The 20,777-nt window shown below is 59.4% G+C and carries 21 protein-coding genes and 1 tRNA gene; 2 read left to right on the top strand and 20 right to left on the bottom strand.

Annotation, left to right across the window (positions count from 1 at the left end; translation table 11 throughout):
• Positions 1 to 2 precede the first annotated feature (2 nt).
• From ACPZMI_RS16130 to ACPZMI_RS16225, 20 genes are all read right to left on the bottom strand, one after another.
• Positions 3 to 6,116: a hypothetical protein gene (locus ACPZMI_RS16130; protein WP_426352636.1), complete on the bottom strand. Its 6,114-nt coding sequence runs from the start codon at positions 6,114 to 6,116 to the stop codon at positions 3 to 5.
• Positions 6,113 to 8,209, bottom strand: coding sequence for a transglycosylase SLT domain-containing protein (locus ACPZMI_RS16135; protein WP_426352637.1), 2,097 nt, complete (start codon positions 8,207 to 8,209; stop codon positions 6,113 to 6,115). Before ACPZMI_RS16135 ends, ACPZMI_RS16130 begins: the two co-directional genes overlap by 4 nt.
• Positions 8,209 to 8,757 (bottom strand): hypothetical protein, encoded by a 549-nt coding sequence (locus tag ACPZMI_RS16140; RefSeq protein ID WP_371034636.1) that lies wholly within the window; start codon positions 8,755 to 8,757, stop codon positions 8,209 to 8,211. The genes ACPZMI_RS16135 and ACPZMI_RS16140 overlap by 1 nt, the downstream gene beginning before the upstream one ends.
• 2 nt (positions 8,758 to 8,759) lie before the next feature.
• Positions 8,760 to 9,197 (bottom strand): hypothetical protein, encoded by a 438-nt coding sequence (locus ACPZMI_RS16145; RefSeq protein WP_426352638.1) that lies wholly within the window; start codon positions 9,195 to 9,197, stop codon positions 8,760 to 8,762.
• Complete coding sequence (locus tag ACPZMI_RS16150; RefSeq protein WP_426352639.1) at positions 9,194 to 9,655, bottom strand: GNAT family N-acetyltransferase; 462 nt, start codon at positions 9,653 to 9,655, stop codon at positions 9,194 to 9,196. The genes ACPZMI_RS16145 and ACPZMI_RS16150 overlap by 4 nt, the downstream gene beginning before the upstream one ends.
• Before the next feature lie 644 nt (positions 9,656 to 10,299).
• Positions 10,300 to 12,099, bottom strand: coding sequence for a DUF927 domain-containing protein (locus ACPZMI_RS16155; RefSeq protein WP_426352640.1), 1,800 nt, complete (start codon positions 12,097 to 12,099; stop codon positions 10,300 to 10,302).
• Positions 12,086 to 12,967, bottom strand: coding sequence for a toprim domain-containing protein (locus tag ACPZMI_RS16160; protein WP_426352641.1), 882 nt, complete (start codon positions 12,965 to 12,967; stop codon positions 12,086 to 12,088). The genes ACPZMI_RS16155 and ACPZMI_RS16160 overlap by 14 nt, the downstream gene beginning before the upstream one ends.
• Positions 12,964 to 13,182 (bottom strand): hypothetical protein, encoded by a 219-nt coding sequence (locus tag ACPZMI_RS16165; RefSeq protein ID WP_426352642.1) that lies wholly within the window; start codon positions 13,180 to 13,182, stop codon positions 12,964 to 12,966. The genes ACPZMI_RS16160 and ACPZMI_RS16165 overlap by 4 nt, the downstream gene beginning before the upstream one ends.
• Entirely contained in the window at positions 13,173 to 13,331 is a 159-nt protein-coding gene (locus ACPZMI_RS16170) for a hypothetical protein (RefSeq protein ID WP_426352643.1), read from the bottom strand. Before ACPZMI_RS16170 ends, ACPZMI_RS16165 begins: the two co-directional genes overlap by 10 nt.
• On the bottom strand, positions 13,328 to 13,681 hold the full coding sequence (locus ACPZMI_RS16175) for a hypothetical protein (protein WP_426352644.1): 354 nt from the start codon (positions 13,679 to 13,681) through the stop codon (positions 13,328 to 13,330). Before ACPZMI_RS16175 ends, ACPZMI_RS16170 begins: the two co-directional genes overlap by 4 nt.
• Positions 13,674 to 13,964, bottom strand: a complete 291-nt coding sequence (locus tag ACPZMI_RS16180; RefSeq protein ID WP_426352645.1) for a hypothetical protein — start codon at positions 13,962 to 13,964, stop codon at positions 13,674 to 13,676. The genes ACPZMI_RS16175 and ACPZMI_RS16180 overlap by 8 nt, the downstream gene beginning before the upstream one ends.
• A gap of 2 nt (positions 13,965 to 13,966) precedes the next feature.
• On the bottom strand, positions 13,967 to 14,284 hold the full coding sequence (locus tag ACPZMI_RS16185) for a hypothetical protein (RefSeq protein ID WP_426352646.1): 318 nt from the start codon (positions 14,282 to 14,284) through the stop codon (positions 13,967 to 13,969).
• Entirely contained in the window at positions 14,281 to 14,550 is a 270-nt protein-coding gene (locus ACPZMI_RS16190) for a hypothetical protein (RefSeq protein ID WP_426352647.1), read from the bottom strand. The genes ACPZMI_RS16185 and ACPZMI_RS16190 overlap by 4 nt, the downstream gene beginning before the upstream one ends.
• Positions 14,547 to 14,777 carry a hypothetical protein gene (locus ACPZMI_RS16195; protein ID WP_426352648.1) on the bottom strand — a complete coding sequence of 77 codons (231 nt, stop codon included), beginning with the start codon at positions 14,775 to 14,777 and terminating at the stop codon, positions 14,547 to 14,549. The genes ACPZMI_RS16190 and ACPZMI_RS16195 overlap by 4 nt, the downstream gene beginning before the upstream one ends.
• A complete protein-coding gene (locus ACPZMI_RS16200; protein WP_426352649.1) occupies positions 14,774 to 15,037 on the bottom strand; it encodes a hypothetical protein in 264 nt (87 codons plus the stop codon). Before ACPZMI_RS16200 ends, ACPZMI_RS16195 begins: the two co-directional genes overlap by 4 nt.
• A complete protein-coding gene (locus ACPZMI_RS16205; RefSeq protein WP_426352650.1) occupies positions 15,034 to 15,192 on the bottom strand; it encodes a hypothetical protein in 159 nt (52 codons plus the stop codon). The genes ACPZMI_RS16200 and ACPZMI_RS16205 overlap by 4 nt, the downstream gene beginning before the upstream one ends.
• A 299-nt stretch (positions 15,193 to 15,491) precedes the next feature.
• Entirely contained in the window at positions 15,492 to 15,713 is a 222-nt protein-coding gene (locus tag ACPZMI_RS16210) for a helix-turn-helix transcriptional regulator (protein WP_426352651.1), read from the bottom strand.
• A 99-nt stretch (positions 15,714 to 15,812) separates the two neighbouring features.
• Positions 15,813 to 17,498, bottom strand: coding sequence for a hypothetical protein (locus ACPZMI_RS16215; RefSeq protein WP_426352652.1), 1,686 nt, complete (start codon positions 17,496 to 17,498; stop codon positions 15,813 to 15,815).
• A 47-nt stretch (positions 17,499 to 17,545) separates the two neighbouring features.
• Positions 17,546 to 18,754 (bottom strand): tyrosine-type recombinase/integrase, encoded by a 1,209-nt coding sequence (locus tag ACPZMI_RS16220; protein WP_426352653.1) that lies wholly within the window; start codon positions 18,752 to 18,754, stop codon positions 17,546 to 17,548.
• Positions 18,755 to 18,958: 204 nt separating this feature from the next.
• A tRNA-Leu gene (locus ACPZMI_RS16225) sits at positions 18,959 to 19,043 on the bottom strand.
• Positions 19,044 to 19,151: 108 nt separating this feature from the next.
• Here ACPZMI_RS16225 and queA point away from each other — a divergent pair.
• Positions 19,152 to 20,201, top strand: a complete 1,050-nt coding sequence (queA, locus tag ACPZMI_RS16230) for a tRNA preQ1(34) S-adenosylmethionine ribosyltransferase-isomerase QueA (protein ID WP_426352654.1) — start codon at positions 19,152 to 19,154, stop codon at positions 20,199 to 20,201.
• A 14-nt stretch (positions 20,202 to 20,215) separates the two neighbouring features.
• A partial coding sequence (locus ACPZMI_RS16235; protein ID WP_426352655.1) for a tRNA guanosine(34) transglycosylase Tgt occupies positions 20,216 to 20,777 on the top strand: 562 nt, incomplete at its 3' end.

Here is a 20,777-nt window from a genome sequence, read left to right on the forward strand (position 1 = left end):
GGCTATTTTTTCCCTGTAAGTAGTCCTTTCATCAGCTCCGCAGCATCCTCGGGTTCTTCGTCGCCGAACGTTACATCCCAGAGATATGTGCCTTGTCTGGTGATGGGCTTGATCGGGACTCCAAGCAGGTAGCCAGTTGCCGTTACTGCGGATTTGAACACTTGCCCCGCGTCTTTGTCACCCGATGCCGCGCCAGCAACGCTGGAGGTGAACTGGCGGCCGGCGTTGATGGCCTGCCAAGCGGGTGAAAGAGACCCGGCGTGGCCACTCAAGGCTGATCCGATCGTGTCACGAATGACCGGGAAGCCTGAAACGCCGAAACCGAGCGTACTTTTTGCCATCCAGGCGGCGGTGTTCTCATCTTCTTCCGGGCCTTTCCCTGTCAGCAGGTCGCCGATAACACCCTGGAAGAAAGCTAGCGCCAGCATTGAGGCCGCTGCGCTGGCCACCGTCCTGGTGCCTTGGCGGGCCTCAAATGCCAAGTCACGGTTCTGATTGTAGTAGGCGCTGAACGGCGTATAGAACATCGTCAGCAGCCGCATCGCCGCCCCTTGGTCTTTACGCTGAATGGCTGCGATATCCATCACACCGGTACCACCTTGTGACTGGCGCACGGCCTTGTCCCCATCTAGGGCCGCTGCCGCGGTGTCTTTCCCTGTAGCGATCGCATCGCGGTACGCAGCAAGCCAGATCGCCCCGGAGATCCCGCGATCAAGGTATCCGAGCAGGTTGAACGAGAACCGCACCAGGTCGGCTTTCTTCCTGAGGAATGCATTTCGCCCGATAAGTTCGCTCATGTTCGATTGAAGCCGGCCATCTTCCATATCCCAGCGCAGGCGCATTGCTGGAGAGGCCTCAGTGATCATCTTGTAGGTTTCAACTGGCGATCGAATGCCATCGAGCAGGGCAGTAGCGAGCGATCGAGGCTTCACGTACAGAAGCCCTGGTATCAACCCCGCGGCCTGGGCGAGCAGGGTAGTGGTCGACAGCCCAAGGCCAACGATGGAGGTATTTGTGCGCGCCGCGTCCAGGAACTGGTTGAAGTTTCCAGTCTCGGGAGGGTTTCGGTCGTTGGCGATAGCTCTCAACCATGGAAGGAATGCATCAGCTCCTCGGGGGCCAAGTTTGTTGATGAGCACGGCACGGATGTAAGGATCCTGCGTCAAGCGATGTGCATCCTGCAGCGCTTCCCGGTGGGTCAGATCGTGGACATGCTGCGCCAGGCGTTGAGGAATGGCACTGAGGTCAAGCAGCAATGGCCCCGATACGCTCTCATTGCGCTGGTTGGTGAACCCGTTGCCCGGTAGCGCGCCTTCGAACCCTTCACCGAACAGCTCGCCACCTACGGCTGCAGGTGGCGCACCAGCGCGCTTGCGGTCATAGATGATCGGGAAGTACCCGCCGCGGTACCCGCCGAATGCGGTTGTGATTGGTGTCGGCTCGATACGCGGAGGCTCCACGCCCGACAGACGTTTGTACATAGCCGCAATATCGGGCCAGAGGCCATCGAAAGAGTCCCATACAGACTGCACCAAGTCCCAGTCCTGCTTATCGAGACGCCCCAGCATGTCGGCCAGTGATGCCTCATCGACCTTGTTCCCCTTCATCAACTTGGCGCGGTTGGAATCATTGCCGGTATTGAGCGCATGCATGATCAGTTCGCGGCGGTTGAACGACTTGCCCAGTGTTGGGATGTAGAACCGGTCAGCCAAGCGCTCGGCGTCCATGGTTGCAAAGCGTTCGACTATTGAGCGGATCCCCGCATTGAACAGGCGGCGCTCGTCGGCCTGAGCCTCGGCGAGTGGATTCCAGATCAGCTGATGCCAAGGGCCACTCGTGTCTCTGCCGTCCAAGCGGTTGATCACGTTCTCCATCCGAGTCAATGAGGCGTCCAGGCCCTGCAGAATGTTTGCCGCCTTATCACCGAGCGTTTCGCTGCTTTCGGATACGGCAACTTTTCGAGCACGTTTGGGGACATTCGTGTCTAGTGCTGCAATCAGGTCAGTCCGGGCCTGCTCGTAATCTCGCTTGTCCTTGCGGTTCAGCAGCTTGTTTTTCAGCCTGGCCATATGTTCGATGTTTGACACCGCGTCACGAAGGCCGCCGAGCTCTTCGAATGTCAGATCCCGATAGTTGATGCGGGAGCTTTGCTCAATCAGGTGTTGTGGCACCGCGACGATGTTGCCCGCAGCTTCCTGCTCGCTGACGAACTGGGCAAGGCTGCGCCGGCGCTCAACTTGGGGGCCGCTGATCTTGCGGAACTCGTACTGATCGAGCAGGCCTTCGATTTGCTCCAGGTAGTTCGCTCCGGCTTTGCCGATCCGTTCCCGGGTTGCGGGCTTTTCAAAGCGGTGCATGAAGGCGTAAATCCGTTCTTCTTCCTTGCGGGCCGCGGTTGCCTCGCGGAAGAGGTAATGGTTCAGAAGCTCTCTCTGCTTGGCCTCTGCGGCCTCTTGCCAGCGATTCTTCGAGGCGAAGTTGAAGGCGTCCCTATTAGCCTTGCGCTCTGCGTTGAGGTACAGATGAGGCTGGATTTCTCGAACCACCTTGTCTGCGATCACCTGCCTGGCAACTGAGCGGATGACATCTAGGGGTGGAATGGTGCTGTAGGCATCGGTACGCAGAGCCAGAGAGTCCGCCTCCCTGGCCCTTTGTACCTTCTCCACTTGACGACGCAGACGTTCGATTGCCCGCAGTTCCTCCCGCAGAACCTTGGCGCGATCGTCGTTGTGCACAGCTTCGATGGCCCGGTCGGCCAGGGAGCCGTCGTTGAGCATATCGCCGTACTCGGCACGCATCCTGGCGTCGGTCTCAGCCTTGATGAGCTCTTTCCGCGGGCGAGCTCCTACAAGAGCCTGCACCAGCTCATCGCCCGACGTGTACCCGAACTGTTCAGCAACCAGGTCGGGGTGAATACCTTCTTCGTCCGTCATGCCCCGTAGGCGTGAAACGACTGTCTTGCCGTAGCGTTCTACCAGTGGGCCGCGGAGCAGCTTTGCCGGCACTCCAATCGTCCCGTCAGGCTGGAGCCCTTTCAGCAAGTAATCTTGGACGCGATAAACCGGTTGGGAATCAACTTCGGTGCCTACGTCAGCGAGCATTTTCTCGCGGGCATCTTTCCACCACTTCTGTTGCTCCCGGGTCAGTTCGCTCAGAGCGTCAGCTGTCAGCCGTGCTTCAGCAGCCTGGCCGGCCTTGCTTGCGGCGGCGTGATAAGCGTCGAACTCAGCTTTCGACATTCCGGCAGTCTGGGCATCGCTGAACAAGTTGCGGAAAGGGGCCTGGGCAACGGCGATTTCATCGTCGGTCGCCAGCAGGCGATCAAACACCCGGCGCACCTCGTCGTTGATCTGCACGTTGAGACGGCTGACGTCGCGGTATATCTGAGTCAGCCACGCCTTGAAGCGTGAAAATGCCGACTGCAGCGCAGCGCTGGGGGCTTTCCCTTCACGCAGGTACGCCTCAAAGCCCCGGGCGAACTGTTCATGCTGCTCTACTTTGATGCCATCGCGACTACTGACACCAAACCATTCCAGGATCGTCTGGTAGTCCTGCTTCACTTGCTCAGGGGCATCGGTGCGTTCAGCGAGATCGCCCAGAACCTCAAGGTAGAAGTGACCAGTTTCATGCAGGAAGGTCGAGAGGTTAGCCTTGTCGGTGAGTTTGATTTCGAACTTGCGGTCGCTACCGAACTGGATGAAGCCTCGCGCACCATCTTCCGATTGATCAAAGCGAACGGCATCACTACCCAGCAGTGCTCGTCGCGCTGAAGCGTTGTCCATGACACTTAGATCAAGACCAGATTGCTCGAGCGCCCGTTGGAGGTCATCCAGTGAGACGCGCGCGCTGAGCAGTTCCTGATTGATGTTGCCTGGAGCCGACTGACGTTGGCCGCGCAACTCTTTGTCCAGCGAGGCCAGCAGCATATCCGGAGTGGCAGTGAGCACATTGCCCAGGTATCCGGCCTCTGCGGCCAGTGCCGCCATATCGTCCAGGCTTCGCCCCCCTTTTCTGGCGATTCGGTTGCTACCCCGGCGCCCGACATCAACGTCGCGTGCCGCGAGCTCGCCACCATCGTCACGGATGCCGCCCCGCTCACGGATGAAGTCGATCAGTGAGGCACCGTAGATGGCGCCGTCGTCGGGGATATCTCCCGCCCGCAGTCGATCAAGCAAAAGGTCTAGCTGATCGACGCCGCCAGGCGTGCGCAGCACTTCTGGAATGTCCTGACCGATGCGGAGCCGGTACTCGTTGAACAGGTCATATGGATCAAGGCCTGAACGTTCCCCCAGAGATCGGAAGGCTGATTGATAAAGCGAGGCCTCTCGATCTGCCGTCTGCGCCTCACGGCCAATGCCAAGCAACTGGCCGCGGACGTCCTCATAGACCCGACGATCGGAGGTGGCAACATGGCCCTGTTCGACCTGGTCACGCAGACGTTCCAGTTCCTGAGGGGCGCGCTGCTGAAACTCAGCAAGCTCTCGCAGCGTCATCGCGTCCGGTGTAGCCCGAATATCCTGCTCCAGGCCACGGTGGTGACCATCTTTCGCGATGACTGATGCCCACTTCTCCAGTGGAATGGAAATGTCCGCACCAAGCTCCAAGGCTTCGCCGAGGGCGTCGGCGTTGCCTGTGGCCGCCTTGGCATATTGCTCGGGGTCGAGATCGTTCTCCTGGAAGTAGCGCTGGAACTGCTCGGCGGGAACCAGAATGTTCTCTACGGCACCGCCTGCCTGCTCTTTTAGCCTGGCCACCAGAGCTTCCGCCCGCTGCGAAGAGCGTTTGAACATCTTGGAGTTCTGGGCCATGTCGCCCAGTTGCTGGACTGCAGCCAGATCCTGCTCGATCTGCCAATAGCGCCGGCCAGAGCTGGCGCTAGCGATCGCCACATCAAGCGGGGAGGTGACTAAGCCCAGGGCTGCGTTCAGGAACATTTCACCGCCGGTGGCTTGCTCACCCACGGCTGCAGCGCCGGCCACCGTGCCACCAACTCCACCGGCAGCCTGGGCGGCCCCCTCAACTGCGATGTTGCCAAGCTTTCCTGCGATGCCACGACCGGCAAACGGAATCGGCAACATGCCACCCAACGCGTTGACCGATGCCTCAGCCAGGGTGCGCTTGAGGCTGTAAGCGTAGGCTTGGTCAAGGTCGCCAGTCTTCTTGAGGCCTTCCGCCAGATTTTCACCAGCGCCGCCAGCGATACCGGTACCGAAGTTCACGCCACCCACTACGATGGCTTTCTCGGCAGCACGCTGCGCGAAGGTGCTGGCTAGTCGGCTGACGGCGAAGCTCTTCACGGGCTGGGTGGCGATACCGCCGACAACGCCTCCAGCCATGAGGCTTGGGAGTGCTTCCGTAAGTGCACTGCCGATCAACCCTGGATTTCGCAGCGCATAGATGGCCGTATCGCCCGACGCACCGCCCACTCCTGCACCACTGGCGCGCGCCTGATCAAATATCTGTCCGGCGAATGCGATGCGTTGGTCGCGAGGAAGAGCCAGGTATCCTTGAGCCACGGTGGTCACGTTGCTTTCTGTGCGACCCGAGTATTTCGGCTCCTCACCATCGTTGCGATCCAGAGCGCTCTGGGGCGCCAGGGCATTAACGAAGAATCCGCCCACGGACGACAGCGCCCTGTCCAGCATGTTGGCGCCGGCTTCACCGATGATGCCGAGCTGACCAAACCCCTTCGTTAGCGCATCGCTCTGGCTTGTGGAGTGGGTCTGCCCTGACTCCTTGACGAAGCGGTCGAATGCGCCTTCAACATTTGCAAGCCCGTCGATATCGTCGTGGGCTACGCCGGCGTTGTTAGGGTCAGTCAGGAACTGATTGGTGATCGGTGCGCGCGCTAGCAGCGCGTCATAGTCCACCGACGCAAGCTTGGCTTGGCGCTCAACCTGCTTACGGTTGCGAACGACCATGTCGGATGGAATACCGGTCAGCTCCGACAAGCGTTGAATGTTGGCCTGATCATCGGGGTTGAGATCTGCGACATAGCTCAACGCATTGCGGGGGTTGGGCTTGTTCTGCTGGCTCTGAATGACGGTGTCGTACTTGTTGGTTTGGCTGTCCGGAGATACGGGCTCACCGGCGAGCGCTTCATCGTACTTATTCATTGGTTGGCCTCGTTGAACAGATCCAGAATCGCCTTGTTGGTTACTTCTTGCTTGGCTCGGCCCAACGCGGCCTTGATCTCCTCGACTTCACCCGGGGGAATCTGCTTCACGTCCGTCACCAGCACGTTGTCCCCTGGCTGGCGCTCGAAGGCACGCCGCTTGTTAGTGAAGAGGCCGAACACACCGGAGCCCTGAACCTCTCCCTGGATGAACGCCTGGTCAACGATCTGCTGAACCTGGTCGTGAGTAGCCTTCTTCCCCTGCTGCTCTTCAACGCCGCGGATCTGATCGTCCACATAGCGTCGAGCTACAGCCAGGCGTTTCGCATCCTCTGATCCCGGCTTGGGGTTTGATTTCATGCCGGCGTTTCGAAGGGCGTCGTTGAACATCGCAGTGCTTGTGGCGATCGATGCCGTGGCAGATGGGCCACCGGCTAGGCGCTTGATCTTGAGGTCGGTCAGCCTGGTGAAATCCTCGTTGCTGAACTTGTCCCGCATGTCGAGCAGATTGACGTCATTGCCGTTGACGATGAGATCCCGGACACGGGTGTACACCTCGGGGTCGGTTGGCTGGTTAGGCTTGAATGCCATCAGCTGCTTACGGTCTTTTGCCGGCAGCTTCGCCCAGAGGTCAGGATCCATGTCTTGCCACTTGTTACCTGCCAGCACGAAGTCCCATGCCTGCCCCTGGTTCTGCGTATGCTCTTGCTTCACTTGATCTTGCTGCCAGGTGAAACGGTCGCGAGCGTCAGCAATCGCGATACGCTTCTGCTCCGGGGTTAGATCGGTGCGAGCATCGATTTGCTGTGCAATGGGGCCGAATGTGGGCTGCGTGTCGCGCTGCGCGGCGTTCAACACCTTCTGGGTGTAGCCCTTGGTTTCTTTGAAGGGAATGCTTTCAACGAACTCGGATTCGCTGATCTCACCTTTCCTTGGATCGCCGATTTGCTGGATCCACTCTTGTACCTTGCCCGGGCCAGCGTTGTAGGCCGCGATCGCCAGCGCTTCGGAGCCATCGAAGGTTTGGAGCAGCTTGCCGAAGTAAGCCTCACCCAATGAGCGGTTGTAGTTGGCATCAGTTCGAAAGCGTTGCTCATCCCAGGGAAGGCCGGCAGCTTTGGCGGCCTCTGGGCCTGTGCTTGGCATGACCTGGGCAATCCCTACTGCACCGCGGCTGGATGTGAGGGGCGCGCCGGATTGGTCAAGTTGCCGCCCACCGCTTTCCGCCTGGATCATCGCGGAGAAAACCGGGCCGACACCAGTAGTTGCCTGCTCGACAGCTTGGGCTCCCGCTGTGACACCGACGCTCCGATCGAGCAGAGGGGAGAGGGTCTTCAGAACTGCCTGGCGGGTCTTCACGCTCATCCCGGCATAAGGGCCATTCTCCCAGTCAGACACATCACGCTGCACTGCCTGAAGTTGTTGGGTGTCGTTGCCCGCGTTATGTATCCGGGCAAGGGCATTGGCTGAGTAAGCTGTTTGCTCAAACGTCCGAAGTTCCTTATCCCAACCGTCGACACCATAGGCAGTGCGCCCGACCGCCTGGACGCCTTCAACCCGGGCGCGTTTCAGGATCGTGTTCAGGTCAGCGTCTGGCCTTGCTGCAGCGCCTTCCAGGCCATCAAATCGAGAGCGCAGCTCACTCTTCGCTTGGCCTGTTCTTGCTTCAGTCGCCGCCTGTTGTACCTGTTGAAGCTTGTTCATCTGCAGCTTGCGCATGGCAAGGTTCAGATGCTCCTGATCGCTCTCATCCAGGCCATCAATCTTGGGCGGATCCAGCTTGCTCACGAACTGCTGGTAGCTCGACTCCCCCTGGTCGGGCTGAATCTCCAGAGACTTGAGCTTCCCGCTCAGCTCAGTTGCACCGGTGTCGAGCTGGCTTTCGTAATCAAGCAAAGCATTACTGACCTTAAGCCCGGTAAGCTCCCGTTCTTCTTTTCGCTGTTGATCGAGCACATTCAGAGCAGTGCTCTGAATGGTGCTTGCAATCTGTTGAGCGCCTCGAGACAGCGCACTCGGATCGGGCGTGATTACACGGTTTTGAGGTGCTTCGGGCAAAACCCGAGCTCCTTGGCCCATCGGTATCTTTGCCATCAGCTATTCCTCACCCATGCCGGATTGGTATTCAGTGCATCAGCCTGCCCCTGCATGTTCAGGCCTGTTTTTTTGGTGGACTTCCAGCCGCTGGCGATATTGGCTGCGCCGGCGAGGACACTTGATGTGGCTTGCATGTTTGCGGCTGTACGAGCCTGGCTGCCGGCAAGCTGCATGTTGCTCGCGTCCACATACCCGCGCTTCTTGGCCTCCTGGGCGTTAAAAATGGTCAGCACCGCGTCTTCCTCGGCGTCACCAATGATTTCCTTGTTGATGTTGATCGCGGTGCCCTCGCCAACTTCAACGCCTGAAGCTGCCAGCGCGGCATTGGCCTGGCTGGCTTGTGAGCGGGCCATCTTGCGAATGCGCTCTGCCTGAACCTTGGCGGCGCTCAGCGAGTTGTCCGCATCCAGCTGAGCTTGCTCGGCTTGAGCATCGGCGTTTAGTTGCGCTTGCTTGCCCTGCTGCACTGACGAATAGGCCGAGTACGCGGTCGAGGCTGCGACTGCAGCTGCGGCTACGTAGGTGGCAGTGGTTGCTCCAGACATGGTTACTCTCCCGAGATGCAAATGGAGTTGGTGGCCTGCCGGCGAGAAAGCAGCAGGTTGGTTTCGGCGGTGAACTCTTCTTCGGCCTGCTCCACGGTCTTGGCCTGGGTGGCGAAGGTCATGGTCAGATCGGTGTCTGTGTGGGCCAGGAATGCTTGCTTGCGCCCGGCCTGGCCCGGCAGCACGTGGTAGCCGGCCAGTTCGCAGGCCTCCCCGCCGATGAATACGGTGGCGTGACCGGAGAGGATCAGAAGGGTTGGGATACGTATCAGGGCGCCCGTGAGCATCACGCCGGCGGGGATGCGGATGGTTCTGGCATACACCCCGGCATGGAAGTGGTGCTGAGTGGCGATCGGCACCTGCGGCATTTGCGCCAACTGGGACTCGAGCGCTCGTACCTTGGCGACCTCATCGTTGTTCATTGCAGGGAGCTGGTTCATGCCAGGGCCCTCAAGAACACTTCGTTGGTCTGCCGGTAGCCGGTGCGCGGCAGCACTTGGGCCAGCCGGCCATTGACCGGAGCACTAACCATCAGCACCGCGGCGCCTAATTCCAGCGCCCTGGCCTCGGCTGCGCGCAGCAGCTTCAATCCGGTACCGCCATCGCGGTAGGCCGGGGAGACGAAGAACGACTCCATGGTGCAGACGCGGCGCCCCGAGTAGTGCGGCAGGCCGTAGACGAGCAGCGATGCAACGCCAACAAGATCTGGCGTGAAGACGCCAACCAGGTGAAGGGCGCCAGCGGCCTCCATGGCTTGGTACGCCGCGAAGTCGGGTGAAGCCGTACCGAACTCGGGAATACTGGACTCTTCGCTGTAGGCTGCCAGTAACTCTTGCAGCGTGCTTGATTGCTCAATCTCTGCAACTGTGCAGATTCGAATGGTTGTCTCTACGCACATGTCAGCGCTCCACTATCTGGACAATCTGTTGGGAAATTTCGGATGGCATGTCTGGATTTCCGGATTCCGGGTGCATCACCAGAGCGTTAGGCCAGCGGTACCGAACCTCTTTCAGGGCTTCCGCTTGCGTCATGGGCTCTCCGATCATGCTGCAGAGCGATTTGCCGTCCAGGACGACCCTCCAATGGGAAAGCCTGGGCTCAGTCGGCTGCGATGGGGTGGGGGCTGGCCGCTCTGGAGGCTTGGGCATAGAAGCCGCGGCCAGCCGCTCAAACATGCCGCTCAGAACGCTCATGGTTTTAAGTCACTAAGAGGTGTGTGTTCCCACTTGTTCACACCTCTCTCTATTAGTGGGAACGCCTCTAACCCCCGTCGCCATTGGCTGTTCCCACCGTTCCCACTGTTCCCACCACTTTTCATCAATGGCTTATTCAGCGAGTTGGAAAAAGGTGGGGAAAACAACCACTGAGGTACGTGCTCCCAATAAAGTGTTTCTGTGTTTCCAAAAACGGTGGGAACAGTGGGAACTGCGGGAACGGCCAGAGCTGGCAAGGGCTCCAGCAGTTCACACCCGTTCCCACCAAGATTCGTAGTGGGAACAGCGTCCGGTCGGGCTAGGGGCTGGTGCAGGGGATATGGCGTGTTCATTGGTTCACGCCCTCTCGATCCAGAGGCTCTGTATCGATGACATACAGCCCACTGCTGCCACCTCCGGGAAGGCGGTATTTCTTGGTGTACCGCTTCTTGTCGGTGTCTCGTTTAGCCAGAGCGCCGGCGTTGTCCAAGGCTTTGACAACTCGAGGCAATCCGTACCCGCGGGCGGCCTCAATCAATGCGGACTTGTTGAACAGGTACAGCCGCTTTCCTCCCAACGATTCCCAGTACCCGGCCCGGTTGGGGACTCGGGTTTCGGCCTGGTCGTCGCTGACATCGGAGAAACGACTGCTGCCGTGGCGATCGATGAAATCGAGGATGCTGGACAGGATCTGGCGATCTTCCGCATTGCCACTGCCAACTCGGTTGAGCCACTCACCGTAAAGAAGTTGGCAGTCGGCGAGGGCGCTGCCTTCCTCCCAGGGAAGTAGCCCGTATGCAATTGCCATCTCGCAGGCCAGGGCGATGACCGCGAACCTGTCGGCTACTCGGCCCGCCTGGGCGTTGTCCTCGACAAAGGTCTCGCGAACCCGGGCAAAGTCCTCGAGCAAGCCTGAGGGATCCTGTTTAGCCACCAAGCACTCAATGAACGCGGGGCCGAGAAGTCCGTGATTTCGAGTCACTGCGACGGTAAGGGATCGGTGGAAGTCTGCGCCGGCTAGGCCATGCAGTTCATCGAATGCCCTATGGGTTCGCGTACCAGCATTGACGTCGACCATGCGAAGCTCCGAGCCGGCATGCGCGGCATTGCCAGAGATGGCTGCATGTTCTGAAAGCGAGCGCTCGCCACTGGAGAGCGTGAGAAGGCGCCAGCTCAATTTCCCCCGGGCCTCTCGGTCGCGGGTCATGGTTCCTTTGCCCTGGCCGTTGGCGAGGGAGTAGGCCATTTCCTGTACGCGCTTGGGGTCGGCGCGCTTGATCTCATCAAGAGGCAGGATGGTGTCATTGCGGCTTGAGGCTTCAATCTCCAGGCCGCCCTTGCTCATGTCCCAGCTAGCGGCGAAAACACCTGGATCGCTCCAGACGGATGACCCCACCAACTGCGCCAAGGACTTACCACTGGAGCTGTCACCCACCAGGTGCACGCCACCACCAAGGACGCCGACCAAGCTGAGCAATGGGCCTGCCAGCGCGCAGCCGATAGCCAGCACCAGGACGGGGTTGCCCGCGCACTTGGCCGCGATCTCTTGTTGCCAGTCGAGGAGACTCCCCTTGGCTTTGAACAGGCTCTGTTCCCGACCGCTGGCTTGATACCGGACATTCCCGTTGCCAATCGTTCGACCAGGAAGAACAAATGCCCCGGACTCGTGCCAACCAGGGCGACTCGTGGTCGCGAATACTTCTGCAGGCGTCTGGTCGAGCAGATACTCCATGAACGTTGTGCGCTTCTTGAGTGCGATGATCACACCCATGCCGAAGAGCTGGCGGCGGGCGTCTTCTCCGCTACCGCCAAACACCTCCATGGGAATGATCCAGTCTTTGTGTCCGGCCTCGACCTTCATGCGCAGCAAGCGGCCTTCGCTGCCGTCATCGCTACTGATAGTGCGCGCCATGACCGTCACTGGGCTCGAGATCCATTCATCAACAACTGGGCGATCGCTGCCGTCATCACCATCTGTGTCTTGATCGCCGGCGGTGCGCTGGTAGCCATGCCAGTACACGCCGGGTTTCAACTTGCGTCCCTTCTCATTGACTACCCAATGCTCATAGACGCCCCAGCAAGGTCGATCAGGGCTGATGGCTGGCGCTGTAGCGCGGAGATTGATCACCTTCTTCTCAGGCTTGGCCATTGGCACGCCTCCAGTTCGCGAGGTCGTTGAAGTCGGTCAAGCTCGGCGGAGCCTCAGCTGGCCATTCTGGAAAGGTGACGAGACCGCGACATGCCAGGGCCGCAGCATTTGCGGCTGCGCGTCCAGGGTTGCCATCGGTATTCCGGTCATCGTCGCCGGCGATGATGATTTCCACTTCGGGGTATCGGGCACGGAGAGCTGTGGCCACTGCCTTGAGGTTGCCGGCGTTCATTGCGCAGGCAACGGTGTAGCCCCCGTCCTGATGAAGGGTTGCGCCGGTGGCCCAGCCTTCACAGATGCAAACAGCGGAACCGGGGGAGATGCGACCGAGGGTTGAGTAAGCCCCTTTGATGCGCCCGCCATACAGGAAGCGTTTCGAGCCGTCCCGATCAATGCGCTGCAGATTCACCAACTCGCCAGCAACGTAGAGCGGCACAAGTAGTTCGTCTCCGCGTTGGCGCAAGGCGTGGGAGCGAACCTGCTTGGTGATCAGGTATGGATGCTCCGGATCCGCGCGGCGAGCATCGCGCCACCAGCGCTGAGCCATACCCGCGGCCTTGAGCTGTCGGCGCTGTTGCTCGGCTTCCCGCTGGCGCCTGGCCTGATCAATGCGCTGGCGCACCTGCTCGGCTTCTCGGGCGTCCACTGGCTCACGACTGCACCAGGTGCTGGCGCTACCCGTCTTCCAGCTTCCGAATGCACCCGAGGCGATGCCATCAGCAAACAGGCAGTACCAGCCGTTCAGCGTGTTGGGCTTGTCCCCGGGGACGTGGAAGCGGTGGATGTCACCATCGTCCAGGGGCAGCCAATCGAGAGGCCCATAAGCCAATTGGAGTACGTCACGGAAAAGAATCACCGAGTCAGTCATGCGGCACCCCGCGGCGGGTTGTGCCGTTCCACGACTACGGTAAGCAACTCCACCATGCCTTCCAGGCAGTGCTTACCCAAAGGGTCTTGCTCGCGAGCATGCAGCTTGATCAGATGATCCAAGCCAACCTTGATCATGTGCAGGCTGCGCGCGTCGATGTGTGGCCGCTCTTTCGCTGACACGCTCATTGTCGGATCAAACGGAATCACAGGCATGGCAGTGCCTCCACGGTGGTTGGCTGTGAAGGTTTTGCGGCGGCGAGCACTTGTGAGAATCCGGCCTGGATCTGCATTGGCAGGCGAAGATTGACCGCGAAGGCTTGCAGGTAGCCGCTGTTCACCAGTTCGAAATTGAGGACGGTCATCGCTCGTCCCCCTCACCCAGGGTGTCGATACAGGCCTGCAGAACCTCTTTCAGGTTGCGCTCGAGATATTCGAGTTCGGACATGAGCAGATCTGTAGCCCGCTTCAGGCCTGGCGATTTCGACTTGCGGCCAATGAAGTCGGTCAGTGTCTGGAGCATCACAAGCGACAAGTCGACCCTGACGCAGAACATAGTCAGCGCACTGTCACGGGCTTCCACTTGCCGGGCGATCAGCGCTTGTTTCGCCTTGAACCTCTCCACCAGGTCAATCATCTCGAAGGCCTGCTCTTGGCGTGCCAACGCCTCAAGGCGTTCAGCGTCTGTTACCTCTGGATGGGTTTGATTACCCATGCCCCACCTCCGAACTGCTGGCGCCAGCGAAAAGCCGGCAGACATAGCCGTTGTTCACCGCATGCCAGCGGGTCATGTTGTCGATGGCTGCTACCGGGCGAGCTGACACAGTCGCATCAGCACTACGCAGAACTACGCGCCCACACTCGGCATCGGCGTGGGTTAGGAACGGCCCAAGGACGTCGCGCGGGGCCTTCGGGTGAGTCACGTAGAACAGTTCGGTGGCTTTCTCAGGGCAAGCCGATCCCGTCAGCGCAATATCGCGCTGTTGAAAGTTGGTCATGGTTACGCCCCTGGTTGGTTGGCGTTCAGCCGTTCACGTACACCGTTGCCGGTCTCTTGCAGGCTCGAGATCAATTCGCCCAGGTTCTCGATCAGCCAGCCGAGGTCTGTCACGGCGTCTTGGGAAATCTCGCCAGCCTGCGAGGCTGTCGCCAGCAGGTGTCCGATCGCTTTGATGCCGTGGCCAAGGGTTTGCCCATAGCATCCAGCGGTACGGCTCATCGATTTCAGCTTTTCGATTTCAGCCTGGGTTAGCTCGGCACTCTCGTCGTAGGGCTGAGTTAGGTCTGGCAAAAGCAGGTTCCAGTTGATGCTTCTCATGGCGCCACCTCAGTGCTTCCCAGCTCCAGCTCGATGCTATCGGCGGTCGATTCGAGATACGCAAAGCAGTCATCGCCGATGTATTGACCCAGGCAGGCGAGATCTTTGGCACAACGACCTTGGTTGTGGTCGATGTCGATTTGGATCGCTCTCATCAGAGCAGACAGCCAGCGAGCGTGCTCTTTGCCATGGCGGACTGCCTCCAAAGCATCGTCAGCAATCATGGTAATCGGACGCTGTACTGGGGCCGACTTCTTGGTAGTCATTGCGCGCCCTCCGATGCTTGCTCCGCTTTCTCGCAGAGGTCATAGCCCGAGTTCTTGACCACTTCCGCAATCACCTTGGCAGCGTGCTGGAGGCCGTCGATATGGTCAGAGTTGAGATGGTGCTCAGCACTATCAGTGCCGAGCAAATCTGCAATGGTGATCAGGGCAAGGCTGGCGCCGATGAGTCTATTGCCGTGTTCAGTGGCAATCCGTGCGAGAGGGCTCATTGCGCACCCCCAACAGCGTCGAGATCATCTTCGAGGCGCTTGCAGATATCCTCCAAGGTGCTTGCCTTTTCATCGGCCAGGTAATTGCCGATATCAGCCAGATTCTTAATAACATCCATTGATCTAGGCCCATTCTCTTGGGCTTCGCGCTTGATGACCCACATCAGCGAGCTGAGCCATTCAAACTGACCCATGTCGGCTTGCAGATCCAACAGTGCGGAGTGTCCAGCGACACCGAGAGCTTCGGCTTGTTTGTTCATTGGGCACCGCCTTGCGCTTCGAGTGCGCGGACGATGGCCATGTGGGCGTTGTAGCGATTGATGCGGACGGAGAGGGAAGAGTTTGCGCGGAGAGCGTGCAAGGCCAAGCGGCGATGAATGCTTGCGCGAATTTTGGACGGAATGAGGGTGGTCATCGGTGTAGCTCCCATGTGTGAGGAACTGCCACCGGTCGCGGCCAAGCGAGTAATGGTGGCAGATTGCGCAGGGTTGGCCGACCGGGCACATAGGATCCCGGCACACCCGAAGGTGTCCCCGCGCAACCCGCCATAACTCTGGATTGCAGGCACAAAAAAAGCGCCTGCAATTCGAAGAAGGGCGCTGTTGCGCCTATGTGTGCTCGACCGGCCAAGGTCGGTCACTGAATTTGCAGTGACAGCAAAACTGTAGCCGTCCTGAGAACGGATGGCAAGCACTGGGAAGAATGGAGAACGAATCATGCCGCTTCTCCGCGGCTTTCAGCGATACGTGCGTCAACCCAGGCGATTACCTCGCCCTCGATCCAGGCTACGGCCTTCGGGCCGAGGTTGATTTGCTTCGGGAAGGTGCCCATGGCGATCCGCCGATAGACCTCGGCAGTCGAAAGGCTGCACAGCTCCTTTACCTGTTGGATCTTGATGAATTTGCGGGGCTGAACATGATTGGTAGCCGTAGCCATCGTCTGCGCCTCCTTGAGAGGTTTGGGGAATCAACGATGGCAATGCTGTGTATTAGCTGGGGGTGACAGCTAGGGGTGACATGGTGACAAGCCGTATTGTCACCCCTGGGTGTCAGGTAGTGAGTCGGGACGAACAGCGGTGGCCAAGACGATTGCTTTGCGAGCTGGATCACCGCTGGCTTGCCGCTGCAAATTGAGAATCGTACACAGCTCTAGGCCAATCTCTTTCTGAGTAGGCATTCTCTTGTCAGGGGTATAGGGCGCCCAGTATTGAAGGGCCACGGCGCGCATGGCCTTAAGCTCTCTGGTCGCATACGGGAAGGTCAACCCGGACGGGCTATCCAAGGCGTTGCTGTCTCTTTCCTGTAAACCTTGAAGCCGCGCTGATTGTTCACCGACAACTTGATTCAGGCGGGCTATCTCAAGCTCGTAGTCTCTTGCCGAATTGTTGGGCGGAGTGCCAGGCATCGCATTAACAGGGTTCAGGGGCTGGAGATCTGATCCGAGCTCTGCGAGAAGCTGACCGTCATCGAACCTAACGCAATAGCGAACCTGGTCACGAAGGCTGTCGATAGTGATCTGCAACTTTTGAAGGCGCTCAATCAGATCCGAACCATTGCAATCCGCGGGTGAATCATCGGCCTCGATGGGCTCTACGCTAGACCAACCACCTCGCTCATCAACGATCTGTCCCATCCGTTCGATGTCGGACGGTCGGAACAGAACTTCGTAGTCTTCCAGGTCATTAATCCACCAGCGGCGTTGAGGCTCGATCTCCTGGAGTCCGTATGTGTCGACGTGAATGGCTGGGCCTTGTAAGTGGAGAGGGACGTCTTTAGCCCTAACGGCATTCATGACTTTGCAAATGCCTAGGCCAAAGACTTCCCTGTGCTGAAACTCACCCTCTGCGGGGTAAGTCAGTCCTCGAACCGCCCGGCAGTCCATGAACGCCTCGCACATATCGAAGCCGACCATTGACCAAAGCGTCAGCCATTCCACTCGATAGCCGGAGATGCGCTCCATCCAGTCAAGTGCTTGATCTGCAGTTAGGTAGTCAAGGTGTCGATAGACTTCCTCCGGATCGCCGATCCGCAGGGCTGGAGGTGTTGGAAGGGCTGCATGTTGCTGGACTGGTGCATGAACGCTTGACTCATCGATAACCCGTAGTCCTAGCAATCCAAAGAGCTCCGCCCCCCGCTTTACATCTTTCTCGTATCTTCGGAACAGCTCTTTGCTATCGCCTCCGACAACTTGAGCGATAGCGTTCAACCCCACAGACTCAATTCGACTCAGTACCAAAGGCTCGAAGTCCTGAGAGGCTGTTGGTAACGGGGCACCGTCCTTTACAAAGACGCTCATCACCGGGTCTGCAAGGTGCTGGGCTTTGATGCGGAGTTCGCGCTCCTCTTCAAGCTCTTTTTCCAGTGATTTAATGCGGTCGATGTAACTCTCGGCGATAGGCCAATCGATCCCCTCCTTGGAGCACCAAGCTCTGATTTTTTCGTGCTCCAGCAAATAGTCACAAGGGTTCTTGTAAGTCTGTCCGACTAAGGCCGTGAGCTGATCGATGTTGGCTTGCAAGGTCTCGACCCATAGCTTTGCCTTCAGGCCTATACGCTCGTCAGAGCCTACAGGTGCGCTATAGCCAGGGGGGGCTCCAGCCAAGATGTTGGCTGCCTCGGCAATACTGAAGGTCATCCTGGTTGAGTATGCTTCGCGCCAATCAGGATGGTGGTCGCCATGCTGATCCCAGAAGCTAAAGTCCATAGTCCCGTCGTTGGTCATGTCAAGTTCTCCTGGGCATAGGTCTCAGAGACCCAGACCGGACAAAATCAAGCGCGCTGCTGAATGCTTACAATGTCTGCACCAACGCAGAGTGAGTCGATGACGTCAGCCCACTCCTGCATCATGGTGCGACGTTGTTCAAGGTAGGACGCATGGTTATAGGTGTCCCTGATCGAATCCTGATCGCCATGAGCCAACTGCCTCTCGATCCAATCGCTGTTGTAGCCACGAGTGTTCAGGCTGGTGCTTAGCAGGTGGCGGAAGCCATGCCCTGTCTGTCGATTTTCATAGCCAATGGTCGAGAGCACCTTGTTCACCGTGTTCTCGCTCATTGGTCGCGATCGGTCATTACGCCCAGGAAATGCTAACGGATAGCTGCCAGTGATCTCTTGGAGCTGGCGCAGCAGGGCAACCGCCTGAGAGGGAAGGGGAACGAGGTGAGGGCGCCTGGCCTTCATTCGGACTGCCGGGATTGTCCAGGTGGCAGAGTCCAGGTCGAACTCTTCCCAAGGCGCGTTCCGCAGTTCACCAGGCCGGACGGCAGTGAGCACCAGCAACCGAATAGCGATCTTGCTGGTGATGTCGCAATTGGCAGCCTCTACCTTACTCAGCAGCTCAGGCAGTTCTGCTTCGGTGACATGCGGGTGATGGCGTGTTTGTGGAGCATGGGCAGCCACTACGTCCAGATCTGTCGCGGGATTGGTGGCGACAACGCCCTTTGCCAGGCCGAATCTGAATATCTGCCCCAGCCACTGGCGAACCTTGCGTGCGACGTTGAAGGCTTCCCGTTTCTCGATTCGTCTTACGAGGTCAACCAGATCGGGTCGCGTAACTTCGGCAACTGGGCGGCTGCCTATCACTGGAATGATGTCACTCTCCAGATACTGCAGTGCCTTATTGGCCGTGGCGGGGGCCCAGCGTGGCTTGTTGTAGGCATACCATTCACGCGCCAGCGACTCCAGTGTGAGCGCCTGGGCCGCGGACGCGGCTTTCTCTTCACGCTTTTGGGCGCTGGGGTCTATGCCTTGAGCCAGGATCTTGCGCGCAGCGTCCCTTCGTTCGCGCGCCTGCGCCAGCGTGACAGCTGGGTAGGATCCGAGGCTGAGCATCTTTGCCTTGCCCTCGAATCGATAGCGCAAGCGCCAGAGCTTTCCACCGGCAGTCGTCACCTCGAGGCACAGGCCTTGGGAGTCCGCCATGCGGTACAGCTTTTCACGAGGCTTGGAGGTGCGGATGGCGGTATCAGTGAGCGCCACGTTGATTCCTTCCTGCCAGCCGCCCCTAGCTGAGCGCCTGGCTGTGAGTAGATTTGAAGACCGAACTCGATCTACTCGCAAATCTACTCACATAGGATTGAGCTTTCAAGAGAACCACTGAGAATCGTGGAGACAAAAAAACCGGCTCAATGGCCGGTTTTCTTGGGTTCCAGAGACTCATGGAGAACTCCGGAGATTTGGATTTGGTGCCCCGAGGGAGACTCGAACTCCCACTCCTTTCGAAAACGGATTTTGAATCCGCCGCGTCTACCAATTCCGCCATCAGGGCTTGTGGCGCCGCAGTATAGAGAGGCTCCTGCAGTCGGTCAATCGGCTTTCATGGTCAATTTTCATGCATTGGGCTAAACTTCCCGGCCCTGCCAAGCCGAACACGATCATGCGCGTCGCCGATTTTTCCTTCGAACTCCCCGATTCCCTCATCGCCCGCCATCCTCTGGCCGAGCGCCATGGCAGCCGTCTGCTGGTCCTTGACGGGCCGAGCGGGGAGCTGGCGCATCGGCGCTTCACCGATTTGCTCGAGTACCTGCGCCCGGGCGACCTGATGGTGTTCAACAACACTCGGGTGATTCCGGCGCGGCTGTTCGGTCAGAAAGCCTCCGGCGGCAAGCTGGAAGTGCTGATCGAGCGCGTGCTCGACAGCCATCGGGTCCTGGCCCATGTGCGTGCCAGCAAGGCACTGAAGGTCGGCGCCAGGGTGCTGATCGATGGCGGTGGCGAGGCCGAGATGGTCGCGCGCCATGAGACGCTGTTCGAGCTGCGCTTCACCGAAGAGGTGCTGCCACTGCTCGATCGCGTCGGTCACATGCCGCTGCCGCCGTATATCGACCGCCCGGATGAAGGCGCCGACCGTGAGCGCTACCAGACCGTGTACGCCGAGCGTGCCGGTGCGGTTGCTGCACCCACGGCGGGCCTGCACTTCGACGAGGCGCTGCTGGCGCAGATCGCCGCCAAGGGCGTCGAGCGCGCCTTCGTCACCCTGCACGTGGGCGCCGGCACCTTCCAGCCGGTGCGGGTCGACAAGATCGAAGACCACCACATGCATAAAGAGTGGCTCGAAGTGAGCCAGGAGGTGGTCGATGCCATCGAGGCCTGTCGCGCCCGTGGCGGGCGGGTGATCGCGGTCGGCACTACCAGCGTGCGTTCGCTGGAGAGCGCCGCGCGCGATGGCGTGCTCAAGGCGTTCAGTGGCGACACCGACATCTTCATCTACCCCGGCCGGCCGTTCCATGTGGTCGATGCCCTGGTAACCAACTTCCATTTGCCCGAGTCCACGCTGCTGATGCTGGTCTCGGCCTTTGCGGGGTATCCCGAGACCATGGCCGCGTACGCCGCGGCGGTCGAGCAGGGATACCGCTTCTTCAGTTACGGTGATGCCATGTTCATCACCCGCAATCCGGCGCCGCGCGGCCCCGAGGATCAAGCATGAGTCGTACCTGTCGAATGTCCTTCGAACTGCTGGCCACCGACGGCAAGGCCCGTCGCGGTCGGCTGACCTTCCCCCGTGGCACCGTGGAAACCCCGGCGTTCATGCCGGTGGGCACCTATGGCACGGTCAAGGGCATGCTGCCGCGGGACATCGAGGCCATTGGCGCCGAGATCATCCTGGGCAACACCTTCCACCTGTGGCTGCGCCCGGGCACCGAGGTGATCAAGAAGCACAACGGCCTGCACGACTTCATGCAGTGGAAAGGCCCGATCCTCACCGACTCCGGCGGCTTCCAGGTGTTCAGCCTGGGTGCGATGCGCAAGATCAAGGAAGAGGGCGTGACCTTCGCCTCGCCGGTAGACGGCTCCAAGGTGTTCATGGGCCCCGAAGAGTCGATGCAGGTACAGCGTGACCTGGGCTCGGACATCGTGATGATCTTCGACGAGTGCACGCCATATCCGGCCGAGCACGACGTGGCGCGCACCTCCATGGAGCTGTCGCTGCGCTGGGCCCAGCGCTCGAAGAACGCCCACGGCGACAACACCGCGGCACTGTTCGGCATCGTTCAGGGCGGCA

This window comes from Pseudomonas wayambapalatensis, assembly GCF_049942315.1.
In the GTDB taxonomy this organism is placed as follows: domain Bacteria; phylum Pseudomonadota; class Gammaproteobacteria; order Pseudomonadales; family Pseudomonadaceae; genus Aquipseudomonas; species Aquipseudomonas wayambapalatensis.